A 13,144-nucleotide genomic window follows, 5' to 3' on the forward strand; every position below is an offset into this window, starting at 1 on the left:
TGTTTTTATTTTTTTAGTCTTGATTTCATATGGGAAGGCTTTCTTTATTAAAGGTTTGAAAAATCCTCTACTAATTCATTAAATTTCTTTAATGAATTTTCAATTGGGTATGGAGTTGTAAGGTCCACTCCAGTCTTTTTCAACAATTCTAGCGGGTAGTCGGAGCTGCCGCTTTTTAAGAATTCAAGATAGGAAGTGAGTGTTGTTTTGTCCCCTTCTAAAATTTTGGTGGCAATATGAATCGCTGATGCAAACCCGGTTGCGTATTTATATACGTAAAATGGGCGGTAAAAATGTGGGATTCGGGACCAACCATATTTTACTTCATCATCAAACACGAGTTCCTCACCATGATACTCTCTAAATAATCCCTCATATACTTCACTAAACGATTCGACATTTAAAGGCAATCCTTGTTCTGCCATTTCGTGCGTTTTCTTTTCGAACTCCGCAAACATCACTTGGGTAAAGAAAGTTCCTTTAAACTTATCGATAAAGTGATTGATTAAGAATTTCTTAACCTCTTCATTTTCTTCATTGTTCAATAAGTAGTTGATTAAAAGGACTTCATTTACAGTTGAAGCTACCTCAGCGACAAAAATACTGTATCGTGCCGTAATTTGCGGTTGATGCTCAGAGCTTAGCTTACTGTGAACTCCATGGCCGCATTCGTGAACCAATGTAAATAAACTGTCTAAATCATCCTGATGATTCAACAAAATATATGGATGTACACCATACACACCTAGATTATAGGCTCCAGAACGTTTTCCAGGCGTTTCACGTACATCGAAATAACGAGCTGTTCTAAAATCTTTCAGTGTTTGAATATAATCTTCGCCTAATGGAGCAAGTGCATTGCACATCATTTCAAATGCTTCATCATACGAAATATCCTTCTTTGCCCCGCTTACGAGTGGAACACTTAAATCGTACTGACGAAGCTCATCAAGACCTAATTTTTCCTTGCGGATGCTTGTGTATTTGTGCATGGCAGCAATGTTTTTCTTTGTGGTTTCGATTAGATTTTCATAGACATCTTTTGGAACATTGTCTCCGAATAATGCTTTTTCAAGTGCAGATGGATAATGACGCATTTTTGAAATGGTCACATTATTTTTAATGGCGGCCGATAAAGTCGAAGCAATTGAATTTTTCAAATGAACATATGGCTCATAATAGGCTTTATAAGCTTCTTTTCGCTTTTCGCGATCTTCATCCTCGATCAGCTTTGCATACATTCCTCTTGTTAACTCTACCTTCTCACCGTCATCCTTTGTGATCTTACCAAAGCGAATATCGGCATTATTAATCATACCGTATGTCGTACTTGGTGCAGAAAGTGCTTCGCCTAATTGCGAGAGAATCTCTTCTTGGTCTTTATTTAAAACATGTGGTTTATACCGGTACGATTCAAGTAATTCTTTTTCGAAGTACTGAAGTCCTTTTTCCTCGGCAATGTAACGCTTTAATGTTTCTTCCTCTAAGCTTAATAAGAAGGGCATGAAAAAGGAATTCTTCGTGCTCACCTTTACACTTAGCTGCTTAGCCCGGTCTAAATATGATTGTGATTTTGTAACCCGAGTATCTTCATCTACCTTTAGCATCGCATAGGCAAAAAGCTTGTTAAAATGGAAAGAAAGTTTTTCACTCAATGTTAAATACTCACATAACGAATGTCCGTCATGAATATTTCCATCAAATTTTCCTAGCTCCTCCCCCATCTTCTCAATGAGCTTGTAGTCTTCCTCCCATTTACTTAGGTCAGAATAGAGATCATCTAAATTCCATTTTTCCTGTTCAGGCACTTCATTTCGAGATGAATACGTAGTTGTCATCGCAATTCTCCTTTGAATTAAATTGAAATTACTTTTATTATGTAAGAAAGAAATATATGATATGAGATAGATATGTTTCATTTTATTGTATATGAATTACATAAATTTGTAAAAAATGAAAGGATGTTCATACATGGCGAACACATTGCCTCATGTAGAGGACTCAGGCGGAACTGTATATCTCCCACCAAAAGGTGATTATGAAACATTTGTTGATGATTCTGACTATGAAGAGAAGGTCCGAGAATGGGGCCTTTCTGTTAAAAAGGAATACTGGTATAAAGAAAGAACACATCAGCGAATTGTTACAATCAAAGGATTTGAGGTGTACGGTAAGACTCAAGAACACAATACAATTGTCCTTGAGTTTCAAGATGGGAATCTCACTTGTATTCACCCTGCCTATTTAAAAGAAATGCAGTCTCCAAGCTTTACAAAAGCCGCTATTTCAGACACAACTGTATCACAGCCGAAGAAGAAGGAAACTGTAAGCAAGGTAGTTGCTGAGAAGCCGACAACAACTGAATCCAAACCAGCAGTTAAAAAGGAACAACCCGAAAAGAAAGCGAAAAAAGAAAAAGCACCAAAAATTGAGCTGCCAACAGATAAGGTTCATTTTACGGGTAAGGTCAAACAATTCGCGTTAACATGGAACCATTTTAATGAGGATAATGATGAAGTTATTGTTCTTGAGAATGTGGTCGTTCAGCAAGAAGAACCAGTTGAAATTGGACTGGCTTGGTGTTCTCATTCAAAAACATTAAAGAAATTAGAGCTTGAGCCAGGGAATACCCTTGAATTTGATGCCAAAATCGTGAAGAAGAAACTTGCAAAAGGCAAGGACGTTGATGAAGAGTTCATCATTGAAGAACCGGTTCACTATAAAATCAACAACCCATCAAAATTAAAGAAAAGCTAAAAGAGCATTTTGTTCTTTTAGCCTTTTTTTGTATACTTCTTTTGATAATGTGAGAGTGCCAGTAGCGGGAATATATATCGATAGCTGTGATAGTGAATATAAAAATCCCCTGCCATCCCTTGCCCTTTCGGATAGTTTGTCGTCCAGTCATCTCGGTCTAAATTTTCGAGAAGAAATTGAATCCCTTTATCAATGGTTTTTGTTCGTTTTTCACTTACTGAAATTAGCGCATCCAGCGCCCAGGAGGTATGTGTTAATGTACTTGTTTTTAGAGGAACATATTTATTTTTACTATCGCTCCTACAAGATTCACCCCATCCTCCATCCTGATTCTGAATGGATTCAAGCCAGGTGACAGCTTTTTTTATAGCCGAGTACGTCGGTAACACACCAACAGCTCGTAAGCCCGTGACTGCTCCCCATGTTCCGTATATATAACAGATTCCCCACCGCCCATACCATGAGCCATTCTCCTCTTGATTATTTGTAAGCCATCTGATGGCCGATTTTACAGAAGGATGATCTTTAGGAAGATTTGTATATTTACCAAGATACTCAAGTGTTCGGCCAGTCACATCTGCTGACGATGGATCTGTTAAAATATATTCTGCTTTTTCGATTGGTAACAAGCTTAGTAGTTTGCTATTCGTGTTTTTTTCAAAGGCCGGCCAACCTCCATCATCATTTTGCATAGTCATAAGCCAATGCAATCCTAGTTGCCAAGATTGTCTGTAAATAGGTTCTTTTTTTACCGTTCTTGCAATTGATCGCAGTGAAGAAGTTGTATCATCCACATCTGGATGTATGGTGTTCATGTCTGCAAAGCCCCATCCGCCAGGAGGTCCAGTGGGATTCTGGATGGCCCAGTCCCCGTATTTGTAATGTTGACGATCAAATAAATACTGGTTGGCCTTTTTAATCATTGGATCTGATGCGGCTACCCCTGCTTCTTGTAAGGCATATCCGAGAAGCGAAGTATTCCATATATCAGCAGTAGTATATTGCATATGTGTATGGCCATTTATTTCGGTTTTCATTGTCTTTAAGCCATTAACAGCATTTCTAATCAATGAATGATTTTTTGGATAGCCCAAGGAAAGTAATGCGAAAATCATAAGAAATGTAGAACTAAAATAACCTAGAAAAGTTCCGTCAGGCTCTATCCGACGTAGCATGTATTGTTTTGCTTGTTCCGTTGCTACTTGGTGAAGTTGTGTAGGTAAACCTATTAAACCTTTGATTGCTTGCTTAATATCTGAATAAAATGAACGCCATTCGAGTGAATGTCGAAAATCAAACACTTCTTCTTCTCTTTTACTGGTTAATTCAGATAAATCAGGGCTATTCTTTGTTCTTAGCTGAAACTTTTTATCAGCAAGAATCATAATCGGTATGAGATTTGCCCTGCCGAATTCTGAAAAACTATAGAAATGAACAGGAAACGATGTGGGAATTAGAATTAATTCAAGTGGTAGCGGGAAAAATGTTGGCCACTTTTGTTGCCCTGTTAAGGCTAGCATGAATTTTGTGAACATATGGGATCTCCTGAGACCTCCATTTTTCACAATAAACGATTTTGAGCGTATCATTCTTGGGTCTGTTTTTTTTATAAGCCCTGAGTATAGAAGTGCGTAATATGCCTCCACGGTCGCGGATAAATTTCCATCTCCTTCATCATAAAAAAGTTTCCATGCCCCATTCCCTTCTTGCCTGCTTAAAATCCGTTCTGTTAATTGTTGAACTAACTTCTCATCATTTATTTCAAGGCTTCTTAATAAGATAATCATATAACAATCGGTTGAAATTCCTGTTTCAAACGGATACTTCCATGAGCCATTTGGAGACTGGTCCATCCTAACTTTTTCAATCAGATCATGTAATTTGTTAGTAACCTTGTCTAACATACGCCACCTCCCTTCAACCTACTCCATACATATTCAGCGTTATCCACGGGCATTCATAGAGGAGGTCAACACATGTGCAAATTTTTCCTAAAGGAGAAGCTCCCACTCTCTGAATCTATTTTACAAATCAAAAAAGCGCTTAAAAGACGGCAAAGACAAAAAATGATTCCCCCAGCTTCAGTAGAAGAGCAGTATTTGATACAGCGAATACATGCAATAACGGGAAGTCTTAATGTAAATAATATTACGAGGACGAAAGCATATCTGGATTTCTATCATGCTCACCCTGAAATCCAGTGGGCATTCCTTGGACACATGGTGTCCAGGAATGGAGGGTGGAATATGACAGATTTAAAGGGTGGCCAGCTTTCAAGATTGTTAACGCAGAAAGAAGCAGAGTCTTATTTTTCATTTTTGGAACGGGGGAACTGGTTGATTTTTCAGGATGCTTTTCCTCAATTTTTACTGTACGAGGCTAGTAAACGATATCAGCGAAATTTATTTTACCTACTCCCCCATTTTCATGTTTCGATGTTTATGGAAACGATGTGGAATTATTTCTGGGTGAAACAGGACATGTATCTACTAACGATGGCTCAAATTATTAACGAGCAAAGCTATCTTGAAAAGCGTATCATTTCAAATACCACTTATAAAAAAGAAGTCCTCGATACACTTGAATTCAAGCTTCAGGATTTATTCGATTTGAATCATATTCTTTTTCCGTTCGAGGAAAGAGGGAAAACTCACTTGATCGGTCAAACCCTCCATCAATTTAAAAGTGTTCGAGAACGTATCTTGTTAGGAAAACGATTGTATTCCATCTTATTTGGTAATAAAAAGACGCTGAAACAAGTGGAAGTGTGGGCAAATAAAGTCCCGCATACAGGGTCTAGAAAGGATTACTGGCCGCATATTTTTAATCAAGTGGATGAAGGCTTGCCTGGTACAATATTGAAATCGCGTGTGAGATCCTGTGAACTAACAAAAGGTTCTCCAAGAATATATAGCCCGCGATTAGAATTGGTTTGGAAAAATAGAAAACATAAACCTGTTGAAATTGGCGATTGGTATAAGGATTGGGAAGTGATTCATTACCTTACCGATGATAACGAAAACGTGGATGGAGAGATACAAAATGAATACTGTAAAACACTCGAAAAATTCGAACTTGCAGCAATTGCTAAAAAGGCCATTTCAATTTTGGACTAATTTAGGCCTGTTAGTTACAGTCCTATTTGGCACTCTTATTGGGACATATCTCGACCTGTATTTTGTTGGTAAAGGCTTCTACTCTTTTCCGGAGCGCCCTTTTCCTGAAGTGTTTTCCATTCATGTAGGGTTTACCTTGCTCGGTTTACCGGTTATGTTAATTGTATTCCTATCTATCTGTCAAAAACTTAATTTGTTTGGAAAGTTCGTGGCTGTGTTCGTATTTGCTTCTACTATGGCTTGCGGAGAAAAACTGTCTGAAGGCTTCGGCTGGCTTGTTCACGACACATCATGGAAGCATGTATATTCACTTTTTGGATATACGGTCTACTTCTTACTCATGCTAGTAGTATATTATCTAGTAACAACTAAAAAAACCTGACTCTTACGGGTCAGGTTTTGTCATTATGATCCTAAAACAAGTTTACTTCTTTTTTTACTAAGGGATGCATTTACTCCTTGGCTTTGCAGTTTAACAAGGATTTGGTGGATTGTTTTTTTCGTTTTTGTTTTTTTTACAAAGACTGTTTCCTTCGACTTTGCTTCGATTATGGGTTCCGACATATATTAAAACTCCTTTATGAATAAAGATTTCGCTTTTCTCTCTGTTTTTCCTCATTTAAAAACTCGATAAAAAAGTGTAAAGCAAGCTTTGGCTGACTTTGTAGTCTCGAAATATAGTCTTTCTGACGCCCTTCTGTTACAGCATCACTCTTTTTAATTCTTTCAATGATATATTCTGAGGAAATAGCCTCAATTTCTTTTTTCTTAAATTTTGCTTCTTTTGATAAGGCAAATCCAATAGCTCCGAGGATTGCATATATAACAAGTGATGGAATTGCTTCATTTGTAAATGGCATGAAAAATAATAAGAATCCTAAGTTGATAAGTGAAATTGTAATCAATGGAAATGACCAGAAAATGTATTTAGAGGTCTTCGCCATGATCGGACTAATTTTCTTATGTAGCTGCTCAAGCTCCTTTGTGATAAATAATGGTAAATTCTTCGTTGTAAAAATATTCAATATGAACTCCCCTTCCTTTTTAATGGATGAGAAAAAGCCTATATCATAATCGATATAGGCCTTAAAAGACAAAAAAGACCTATACCGTGTTATTGGTAAGGTCTTGCTAACAACGTTATAGTTGCCAACAAAGCCGAGAGAATTATTCTCTGTAATGACGACTTTGCTGTTAAAGCTACTCCCCTTATGGGTACTAAATTTAAATATTTGATACTTATATATTAACATATTATCGTTTTTCCAACAACCCTTTAATGAAATTGAGTGGGATTCTCGTGCTCATATTTATCTTTAATTTCTTCAAAAATATTAGGTTGTGACTTATCTGTAGGTTGCTGCTGTTGATTTTGTAGAAGTGGCCCTATCAGTTTTTTAAATTCACCAACTGTTAATGGCTTTGCATCATCCTGTAATTCGTATCCTATTTGCCCATTAGGCTCTAATGTCACATATTTAACATCCTTAATATTTGTAATTCCATTCTGGCGAAGGCGCATTTCCAATTGATCAACAGTAAATCTCAGTTTTTTCATATTTTTTATATTCAAATCACCATTATCTACAATTATCTTCGATTTTCCTGTGATAAACTTCTCAATAAAATTAAACTTTAGTTGCAAGTATTCCATTAAAATAAGTGAGGCAATAAATATAGCTGCTACTCCTATTGTTCTCCAAACACTGCTTTCAACTATAGGCTGAATAATGACAGAACCAATTGAAATCATGACAACCGTTTGAGCTAATGTCATTTGAGATATTGATTTTCTACCGGCTACTCTCAATAATAAAATGCCTGCCATTACCATTAATATTGCTTTCCATACGAATTCCATATAAAAACATCCTTCCATTGCTAATAATTTAAATGAGTTTATCGATTCATTTCCTATTTTTGGACAATAGTAGAAAAATTATTTAGGAAGTCACCATGAAAAGACTTAGCTTATCAATATTATCATCTATTTGCACTAAAAAAACCTTCCTGAAAATGAAAGGTTTTGTTTGAATTAAGTTCTTTATTTTTCAAAGACTTGCGTCACGGAAATTTTAAGCTTTAATGATATCTACGATACTACCATTAGTGGAGACTATTAGGTCATCTACTTTTAATTCCACTTGCATCCCGATTTTACCAGCACTTACAACAATACTTTGAAGATTGTTAGCATGTTCGTCAATAAATGTTGGATACGCTTTTTTCATACCAATCGGGGAACAACCACCTCTAATGTATCCTGTGAGTTTTTGGATATCCTTAACGGGTATCATCTCTATCTTTTTAACACCGGATACGGTTGCTGATTTTTTAAGATCAAGTTCTTCCTCAACAGGAATCACGAATACAAAGATGTCCTTTGTATTGCTGTGGGCTACAAGTGTTTTATAGACTAGTTTTGGGTCGATTCCGACCTTATTTGCCACAGAAACTCCGTCAATTTTTCCGTCATTGCTTTCATATGTATAGATTTCATATGGAATCTTTTTAGAATCTAAAATTCTCATGGCATTTGTCTTTGTATGTCCCTTTGCCATTGTGTGACCTCCAATTAATTATATTTAGGTTGGAAAAGCTATGCATATAGTTGCATGGCTTTTCCTAAATATTTTACCAACCTTTCCTTTTAGACAATGTTGTTATATGTGCAAGATGATGATTGCCATGCCAAGCGCAGAATCCTAAAAATACACCTAGTTTCATTTCGCCACCTTCTGGATGAACATAGGTCAGTTGGAAGTCGTCTTTTGCAAAGTTTTGTAAGAGTTTTACCCAGCGCTTGTGAACACCCTCGATAATTGCTAATGAAGCATCAACTGGTAGAGTCGAATCTGCAAGCTTTGCCCATTCAGCTTCGTCATACGGTTTAATAACTGGATTATTTTCTGTTGCGGCTAATTTAAAACGAATATAAGAGTTCATCGATGCGTCTGCAATATGGTGAACTACCTGTCGAAGAGTCCAGCCACCTTCGCGATATGGTGTATCAAGCTGTTGGTCTGTTAAATCCTTCACTGCCGCCCTTACTAATGCAGGTAATTTCTCAATCTCATTAATCCAATTGGTTACTAATTCCCCTGTTAAAACACCCTGAAATTGGAATTCTCCTATCGGATAACGTTCATCCATCCTTATTCCCCTCCTTGAAAATTCGAAATATTTTAGACATACCTCCATTTTAACAAAAACCTAGAATTATTTCTGCAACACATACTTAAAGAGTTTTGTTGGAGATTAAGGTATATAGGATTAAAGGAGGATTATGTATGTATCGTTATATCATAATGGCACTTTGTTTATTTTTGTTAGGCCCAATCACTATTTTTGCAGAAAACCAAGAATCTATAAAAGCAAGTTTTATTCGAAATGGTGATGTTTGGTTATTAATAAACGACAAAGAAATTCAAATTACTACTTCGAAAAACGTATACTCAAAGCCCTCTTGGTCCCGAGATGGCAAGTGGATCTTATATCAACTCTCTACACCATCAGAGTTTGAGAAGGATCAACAACAATCAGAGATATGGGCTTATCATGTAGAAACTGGTGAGAAAAAGAAACTATTCTATGATGGCTATGCACCAACCTGGTCTCCAACGAAAAATGTGGTCGCTTTTAATGCTAGTGGAATCCTAGATATCTCTGATTTTATTCGTTTCTATAATATTGCAACAGGTGTACATGGCTTCACTTGGCTTCCAGATGGAAGTGGCTTCCTCCTCTCATCCTCAGGCGTGTTACAGCCAGACGGATGGACAAGCGCGACACTTTATACAAAAAAGGTGAATGATAACTACAATGACATTGCTTTATACGGTGGGGTGGAACGTTTTTTCCAACTTCCGCGGGAAGTTGGCACAGCAAAAGAAAATAAATTAATAGCCGTGTATGCGGATCATTTTGAATACTCACCAAGTAAAAAATGGATCTCATTTATTGTTTCTCCTACTGCATCTTGGTCAATGGACAGCAATATGCTTTGCGTAATTGATAGCAACGGCAAAAATTTTGAAGTATTGGATGAGGTGATTTTTGGAGTTGGAAAACCGAAATGGTCCCCAAGTGCAGATACACTTGCGTATATTGCGGGTGGCGGAAGAATCGTCTTTGGCTTTAAAAACAAAGATTTAAAGGTTCGGGAAATGCCAGTTTCAAGTACGTATACTCCAACAGACTATGCAGAATTAGATTTTGAGTGGGTATCAGACGAATCGATTGTTGTCTCTCGAATCCACGAACAGGAATGGACTAATGATTTTAGCAAGCACCCCCGCCCTTATCTTGTTCGGATTAATTTAAAAGAAAATAACCAAACAAAAATAACAGATCCTCCAAATGGTTTTGGAGACTTTAGTCCACAATTTGTGCCTTCTATTAATAAATTGGTATGGACTCGGGCCGCATCTATCCTTGATCATAAAAGAACACTTTGGAAGGCAAATCCTGATGGAACTGATGCTAAGGAATGGATTCATGATATAGATGAAATTGTTTTTTACAACAGTGGATAGGCGAATCTAGCAGGATTCGCCTTTTTATATGATTTTTACATAAAAGGTACGTGTTCGTGGACCATCAAACTCACAAAAATAGATGCCTTGCCATGTACCTAATAGTAAACGTCCTTCTGTCACAATTACGTGTTGTGATGCGCCGACAGTACTTGCCTTCATATGAGCGGCAGTATTTCCTTCCATATGACGGTCTAGCTCATGATGCCATGGGTAGACTTCATCGAAACGACGTAACATATCCTGTTTCACATCAGGGTCCGCATTTTCATTTATTGTTATTCCAGCTGTAGTATGGGGGCAATATACGACCACTGCGCACCCTTTCATTCCACTTTGATCAACGACGTCTTGAATTTTGTCAGTTACATCGATCATTTGGTCACGCTTATTTGTTTGTATAGTGAACTTTTGCAGCATGATTAATTTGTCTCCTTCAGTAATTATCCAAAGAATAAATCAAGTATGTTTGATGCTTTCGAAGAATCCTTGTTATAAAATTCGGAGTATCCACAATTCTTACAATACACCACAGTAAAACGATTATTTTGGATATCTAGCATTTTTGTAATCCCTGAACCTGTCATCGAAACATCCTTCGTCCCCGCATTCGTACTTCCACATTTAACGCAGCCTTTACCTTGCATAAAATCCCCTCCATTAAGTTCTAATAGTATTATTTACGGATATATGGGAAAATAGTTTCAAAATTTTTTATTTTTTATTTGTGCAAGAGCCAGGTCAATTGTAGGATAGCTAAAAGTAAAGCCTTCTTTTACGAGACGTTCTGGAATAACCCATCTACTTTTTAATATTAGTTCCGTTTCCGTTCTAATAAAAATCGCACCAAGTTCAAGAAGCCAAGCTGGTGCAGGCAAGCCTAGTCTCCGATTAAAAGCTCTTTTAAGAGCATTCATCAACTCACGATTTGTAATGGGGTTCGGTGTTGAACAGTTAAATACTCCAGATAAGTGGTTGTGGTCTTGAATGTAAAGAATGATATTGAATAAATCCTCAATATGAATCCAACTGAATTTTTGAGTCCCAGGCCCCTGAATTCCACCTAGCCCAAAGCATACTAAGTTTTTATAAGGAATCATTACACCTCCATCTGAACCAAGGACTATCGAAATGCGCAGAGCTACTTGCCTTGTTTTCGGTAAAGTAAAGGAGAAAAAGGACTCCTCCCACCTTTTTGCTACCTCTACTGAGAAACCAGTTCCAATTTCACCGTTTTCCTCGGTCATCGGTCTGTCTTCCGCGTGGCGATAGATTGTGGCTGTACTAGAATTAATCCATAAGGCTGGTGGATTGTTACATTCTTTTATTGCATCCCCCAATAGTTTTGTAGTTTCTGTTCGTGAATTGAGAATTTCTTGTTTGTTTTTCTCGTTGTATCTACAATTAACAGACTTACCAGCAAGGTTAATCAGCATTTCAGCATCCTCTAATGCTTGTATAATACCTCTTTTATCGTTCCATGTTATGTTTGGTTCATTTCTAGAAACAACTTTAACGTCATAGCCAAGTTCAGTTAATTTTTTATAAAAATAAGTACCCACAAACCCGGTACCACCCGCAAGGACAATCTTCTTTTTCATAACTCCATCCCCTTTTCTATACGTATAAATAGTTTACCATTTTCTGGTGCTAGTTGCGAAAAATGAGTATAATAGATTTGAAGTTAAATAGGAAGGTTGTGAATTATGGTTTACAAGGAACGAACGGAATCGATTGTGATTAAAATTATGAAATTACTACAAAGTAGAAACGAATTAAAAGAAAAACAATATTGTTCAAATCTGATTAAGGGATATGAAGGAGAAGTTTTGTTTGATTCTTATACTAATAAGTTAGCATGCCAATGTTTGATTATAAATGATTTATTACTCCAATATAATAACACCACATTCCAAATCGATACCCTACTAATTACCCCAGACAAACTGTATATTTTTGAAGTGAAAAATTATGAAGGCGATTATTATTTTGAATCAGACATCCTCTACAAGAAACCAAAGAAAGAAGTCAGCAATCCACTTAACCAGCTTCATCGTAGTGAATCTTTACTTCGCCAATTACTCCAAAGTTATGGTTTTACAATACCAATTCAAGCTTTCGTTGTATTTGTAAACCCCGCTTTTACCCTTTACCAAGCACCACTTACAAAACCCATTATCTTTCCAACACAATTACATTCATTTTTCCAAAACCTAAATAAGTCTACTGCAAAATTAAATAAGAAACATAATGTACTAGCGTACAAGCTAGTATCATTGCATATGGAGGAGTCTCCGTATAGTACATTACCGAAATATAAGTATAGTGACTTGCGTAAAGGGATTTGTTGTGTGAATTGTGGTTCATTTTCTGTGAATGTTGTTGGAAGAAAGTGTATTTGCCAAAAATGTGGTAGGGAAGAGATGGTTGTGGATGCTGTAAAACGTAGCACGGACGAACTAAAAATACTCTTTCCCGATTTAAAGATCACAACAAATATTATTCATGATTGGTGTAAGGTTGTGGAGTCCAAACGACGAATTGGTAGGATATTGGATAAGTTTTATAATAAAAACGGATTGCATCAATGGACTTACTATGATTAATATAACTTAAAAAAATTATAGACTTATATATATTTATAGCATGAAGAACATAATCTAAGCGTCATTGACGAGTTAAGTACTTCATTCGGGGTATGAGGAACGTAACCTAAGCATCATTAACGAGTTAAGT

At 36.7% G+C, this 13,144-nt stretch carries 15 protein-coding genes; 5 read left to right on the forward strand and 10 right to left on the reverse strand.

The features are described from left to right. Window positions 1-47: 47 nt before the first annotated feature. Entirely contained in the window at window positions 48-1,838 is a 1,791-nt protein-coding gene (pepF, locus tag CKJ95_RS08065) for an oligoendopeptidase F (protein WP_099352901.1), read from the reverse strand. Window positions 1,839-1,971: 133 nt separating this feature from the next. On the opposite strand from pepF, the gene CKJ95_RS08070 reads away from it, so the two are divergent. Then, on the forward strand, window positions 1,972-2,757 hold the full coding sequence (locus CKJ95_RS08070) for a hypothetical protein (RefSeq protein WP_099352902.1): 786 nt from the start codon (window positions 1,972-1,974) through the stop codon (window positions 2,755-2,757). Window positions 2,758-2,774: 17 nt separating this feature from the next. Here CKJ95_RS08070 and shc read toward each other — a convergent pair whose 3' ends face one another. Further along, complete coding sequence (gene shc, locus CKJ95_RS08075; protein ID WP_099352903.1) at window positions 2,775-4,661, reverse strand: squalene--hopene cyclase; 1,887 nt, start codon at window positions 4,659-4,661, stop codon at window positions 2,775-2,777. A gap of 72 nt (window positions 4,662-4,733) precedes the next feature. Here shc and CKJ95_RS08080 point away from each other — a divergent pair, with 72 nt between their 5' ends. Then, on the forward strand, window positions 4,734-5,873 hold the full coding sequence (locus tag CKJ95_RS08080) for a DUF2515 domain-containing protein (RefSeq protein WP_099352904.1): 1,140 nt from the start codon (window positions 4,734-4,736) through the stop codon (window positions 5,871-5,873). Continuing rightward, window positions 5,800-6,255 (forward strand): CBO0543 family protein, encoded by a 456-nt coding sequence (locus CKJ95_RS08085; protein WP_257215735.1) that lies wholly within the window; start codon window positions 5,800-5,802, stop codon window positions 6,253-6,255. Before CKJ95_RS08080 ends, CKJ95_RS08085 begins: the two co-directional genes overlap by 74 nt. Before the next feature lie 23 nt (window positions 6,256-6,278). On the opposite strand, the gene CKJ95_RS23315 is transcribed toward CKJ95_RS08085, so the two are convergent. From CKJ95_RS23315 to CKJ95_RS08105, 5 genes are all read right to left on the reverse strand, one after another. Next, a complete protein-coding gene (locus CKJ95_RS23315) occupies window positions 6,279-6,437 on the reverse strand; it encodes a hypothetical protein (protein WP_180271445.1) in 159 nt (52 codons plus the stop codon). Between the two features lie 14 nt (window positions 6,438-6,451). Continuing rightward, window positions 6,452-6,898 (reverse strand): DUF5392 family protein, encoded by a 447-nt coding sequence (locus CKJ95_RS08090; protein ID WP_099352905.1) that lies wholly within the window; start codon window positions 6,896-6,898, stop codon window positions 6,452-6,454. Between the two features lie 251 nt (window positions 6,899-7,149). Beyond that, window positions 7,150-7,734: a DUF421 domain-containing protein gene (locus CKJ95_RS08095; protein ID WP_099352906.1), complete on the reverse strand. Its 585-nt coding sequence runs from the start codon at window positions 7,732-7,734 to the stop codon at window positions 7,150-7,152. Between the two features lie 214 nt (window positions 7,735-7,948). Then, the gene (gene ybaK / locus CKJ95_RS08100; protein WP_099352907.1) at window positions 7,949-8,434 is read right to left on the reverse strand and encodes a Cys-tRNA(Pro) deacylase; all 486 of its coding nucleotides are present in this window, start codon (window positions 8,432-8,434) and stop codon (window positions 7,949-7,951) included. Window positions 8,435-8,507: 73 nt separating this feature from the next. Continuing rightward, window positions 8,508-9,026 (reverse strand): YfiT family bacillithiol transferase, encoded by a 519-nt coding sequence (locus CKJ95_RS08105; protein ID WP_099352908.1) that lies wholly within the window; start codon window positions 9,024-9,026, stop codon window positions 8,508-8,510. A gap of 137 nt (window positions 9,027-9,163) precedes the next feature. Between CKJ95_RS08105 and CKJ95_RS08110 the strand changes: the two genes are divergently transcribed. Then, the gene (locus CKJ95_RS08110; protein WP_099352909.1) at window positions 9,164-10,408 is read left to right on the forward strand and encodes a TolB family protein; all 1,245 of its coding nucleotides are present in this window, start codon (window positions 9,164-9,166) and stop codon (window positions 10,406-10,408) included. A 24-nt stretch (window positions 10,409-10,432) separates the two neighbouring features. On the opposite strand, the gene CKJ95_RS08115 is transcribed toward CKJ95_RS08110, so the two are convergent. From CKJ95_RS08115 to CKJ95_RS08125, 3 genes are read right to left on the reverse strand one after another with little or no spacing between them, the layout of a single operon-like run. Then, window positions 10,433-10,828 (reverse strand): secondary thiamine-phosphate synthase enzyme YjbQ, encoded by a 396-nt coding sequence (locus CKJ95_RS08115; protein WP_099352910.1) that lies wholly within the window; start codon window positions 10,826-10,828, stop codon window positions 10,433-10,435. Window positions 10,829-10,851: 23 nt separating this feature from the next. Beyond that, window positions 10,852-11,055: a zinc ribbon domain-containing protein gene (locus CKJ95_RS08120; protein ID WP_099352911.1), complete on the reverse strand. Its 204-nt coding sequence runs from the start codon at window positions 11,053-11,055 to the stop codon at window positions 10,852-10,854. 57 nt (window positions 11,056-11,112) lie between these two features. Then, window positions 11,113-12,009, reverse strand: a complete 897-nt coding sequence (locus CKJ95_RS08125; RefSeq protein ID WP_099352912.1) for a TIGR01777 family oxidoreductase — start codon at window positions 12,007-12,009, stop codon at window positions 11,113-11,115. Between the two features lie 105 nt (window positions 12,010-12,114). Here CKJ95_RS08125 and CKJ95_RS08130 point away from each other — a divergent pair, with 105 nt between their 5' ends. Then, a complete protein-coding gene (locus CKJ95_RS08130) occupies window positions 12,115-13,014 on the forward strand; it encodes a nuclease-related domain-containing protein (protein ID WP_099352913.1) in 900 nt (299 codons plus the stop codon). Window positions 13,015-13,144: the final 130 nt, after the last annotated feature.

Source organism: Fredinandcohnia onubensis, from assembly GCF_002734285.1.
Taxonomy (GTDB): Bacteria; Bacillota; Bacilli; order Bacillales; family Bacillaceae_L; genus Ferdinandcohnia; species Ferdinandcohnia onubensis_A.

What these genes read in the sequence shown, in the direction of transcription:
- pepF (WP_099352901.1), bottom strand. Translation starts at nt 1,838, where the DNA reads ATGACAACTACGTATTCATCTCGAAATGAAGTGCCTGAACAGGAAAAA.
- CKJ95_RS08070 (WP_099352902.1), top strand. Translation starts at nt 1,972, where the DNA reads ATGGCGAACACATTGCCTCATGTAGAGGACTCAGGCGGAACTGTATAT.
- shc (WP_099352903.1), bottom strand. Translation starts at nt 4,661, where the DNA reads ATGTTAGACAAGGTTACTAACAAATTACATGATCTGATTGAAAAAGTT.
- CKJ95_RS08080 (WP_099352904.1), top strand. Translation starts at nt 4,734, where the DNA reads ATGTGCAAATTTTTCCTAAAGGAGAAGCTCCCACTCTCTGAATCTATT.
- CKJ95_RS08085 (WP_257215735.1), top strand. Translation starts at nt 5,800, where the DNA reads ATGAATACTGTAAAACACTCGAAAAATTCGAACTTGCAGCAATTGCTA.
- CKJ95_RS23315 (WP_180271445.1), bottom strand. Translation starts at nt 6,437, where the DNA reads ATGTCGGAACCCATAATCGAAGCAAAGTCGAAGGAAACAGTCTTTGTA.
- CKJ95_RS08095 (WP_099352906.1), bottom strand. Translation starts at nt 7,734, where the DNA reads ATGGAATTCGTATGGAAAGCAATATTAATGGTAATGGCAGGCATTTTA.
- ybaK (WP_099352907.1), bottom strand. Translation starts at nt 8,434, where the DNA reads ATGGCAAAGGGACATACAAAGACAAATGCCATGAGAATTTTAGATTCT.
- CKJ95_RS08105 (WP_099352908.1), bottom strand. Translation starts at nt 9,026, where the DNA reads ATGGATGAACGTTATCCGATAGGAGAATTCCAATTTCAGGGTGTTTTA.
- CKJ95_RS08110 (WP_099352909.1), top strand. Translation starts at nt 9,164, where the DNA reads ATGTATCGTTATATCATAATGGCACTTTGTTTATTTTTGTTAGGCCCA.
- CKJ95_RS08115 (WP_099352910.1), bottom strand. Translation starts at nt 10,828, where the DNA reads ATGCTGCAAAAGTTCACTATACAAACAAATAAGCGTGACCAAATGATC.
- CKJ95_RS08120 (WP_099352911.1), bottom strand. Translation starts at nt 11,055, where the DNA reads ATGCAAGGTAAAGGCTGCGTTAAATGTGGAAGTACGAATGCGGGGACG.
- CKJ95_RS08125 (WP_099352912.1), bottom strand. Translation starts at nt 12,009, where the DNA reads ATGAAAAAGAAGATTGTCCTTGCGGGTGGTACCGGGTTTGTGGGTACT.
- CKJ95_RS08130 (WP_099352913.1), top strand. Translation starts at nt 12,115, where the DNA reads ATGGTTTACAAGGAACGAACGGAATCGATTGTGATTAAAATTATGAAA.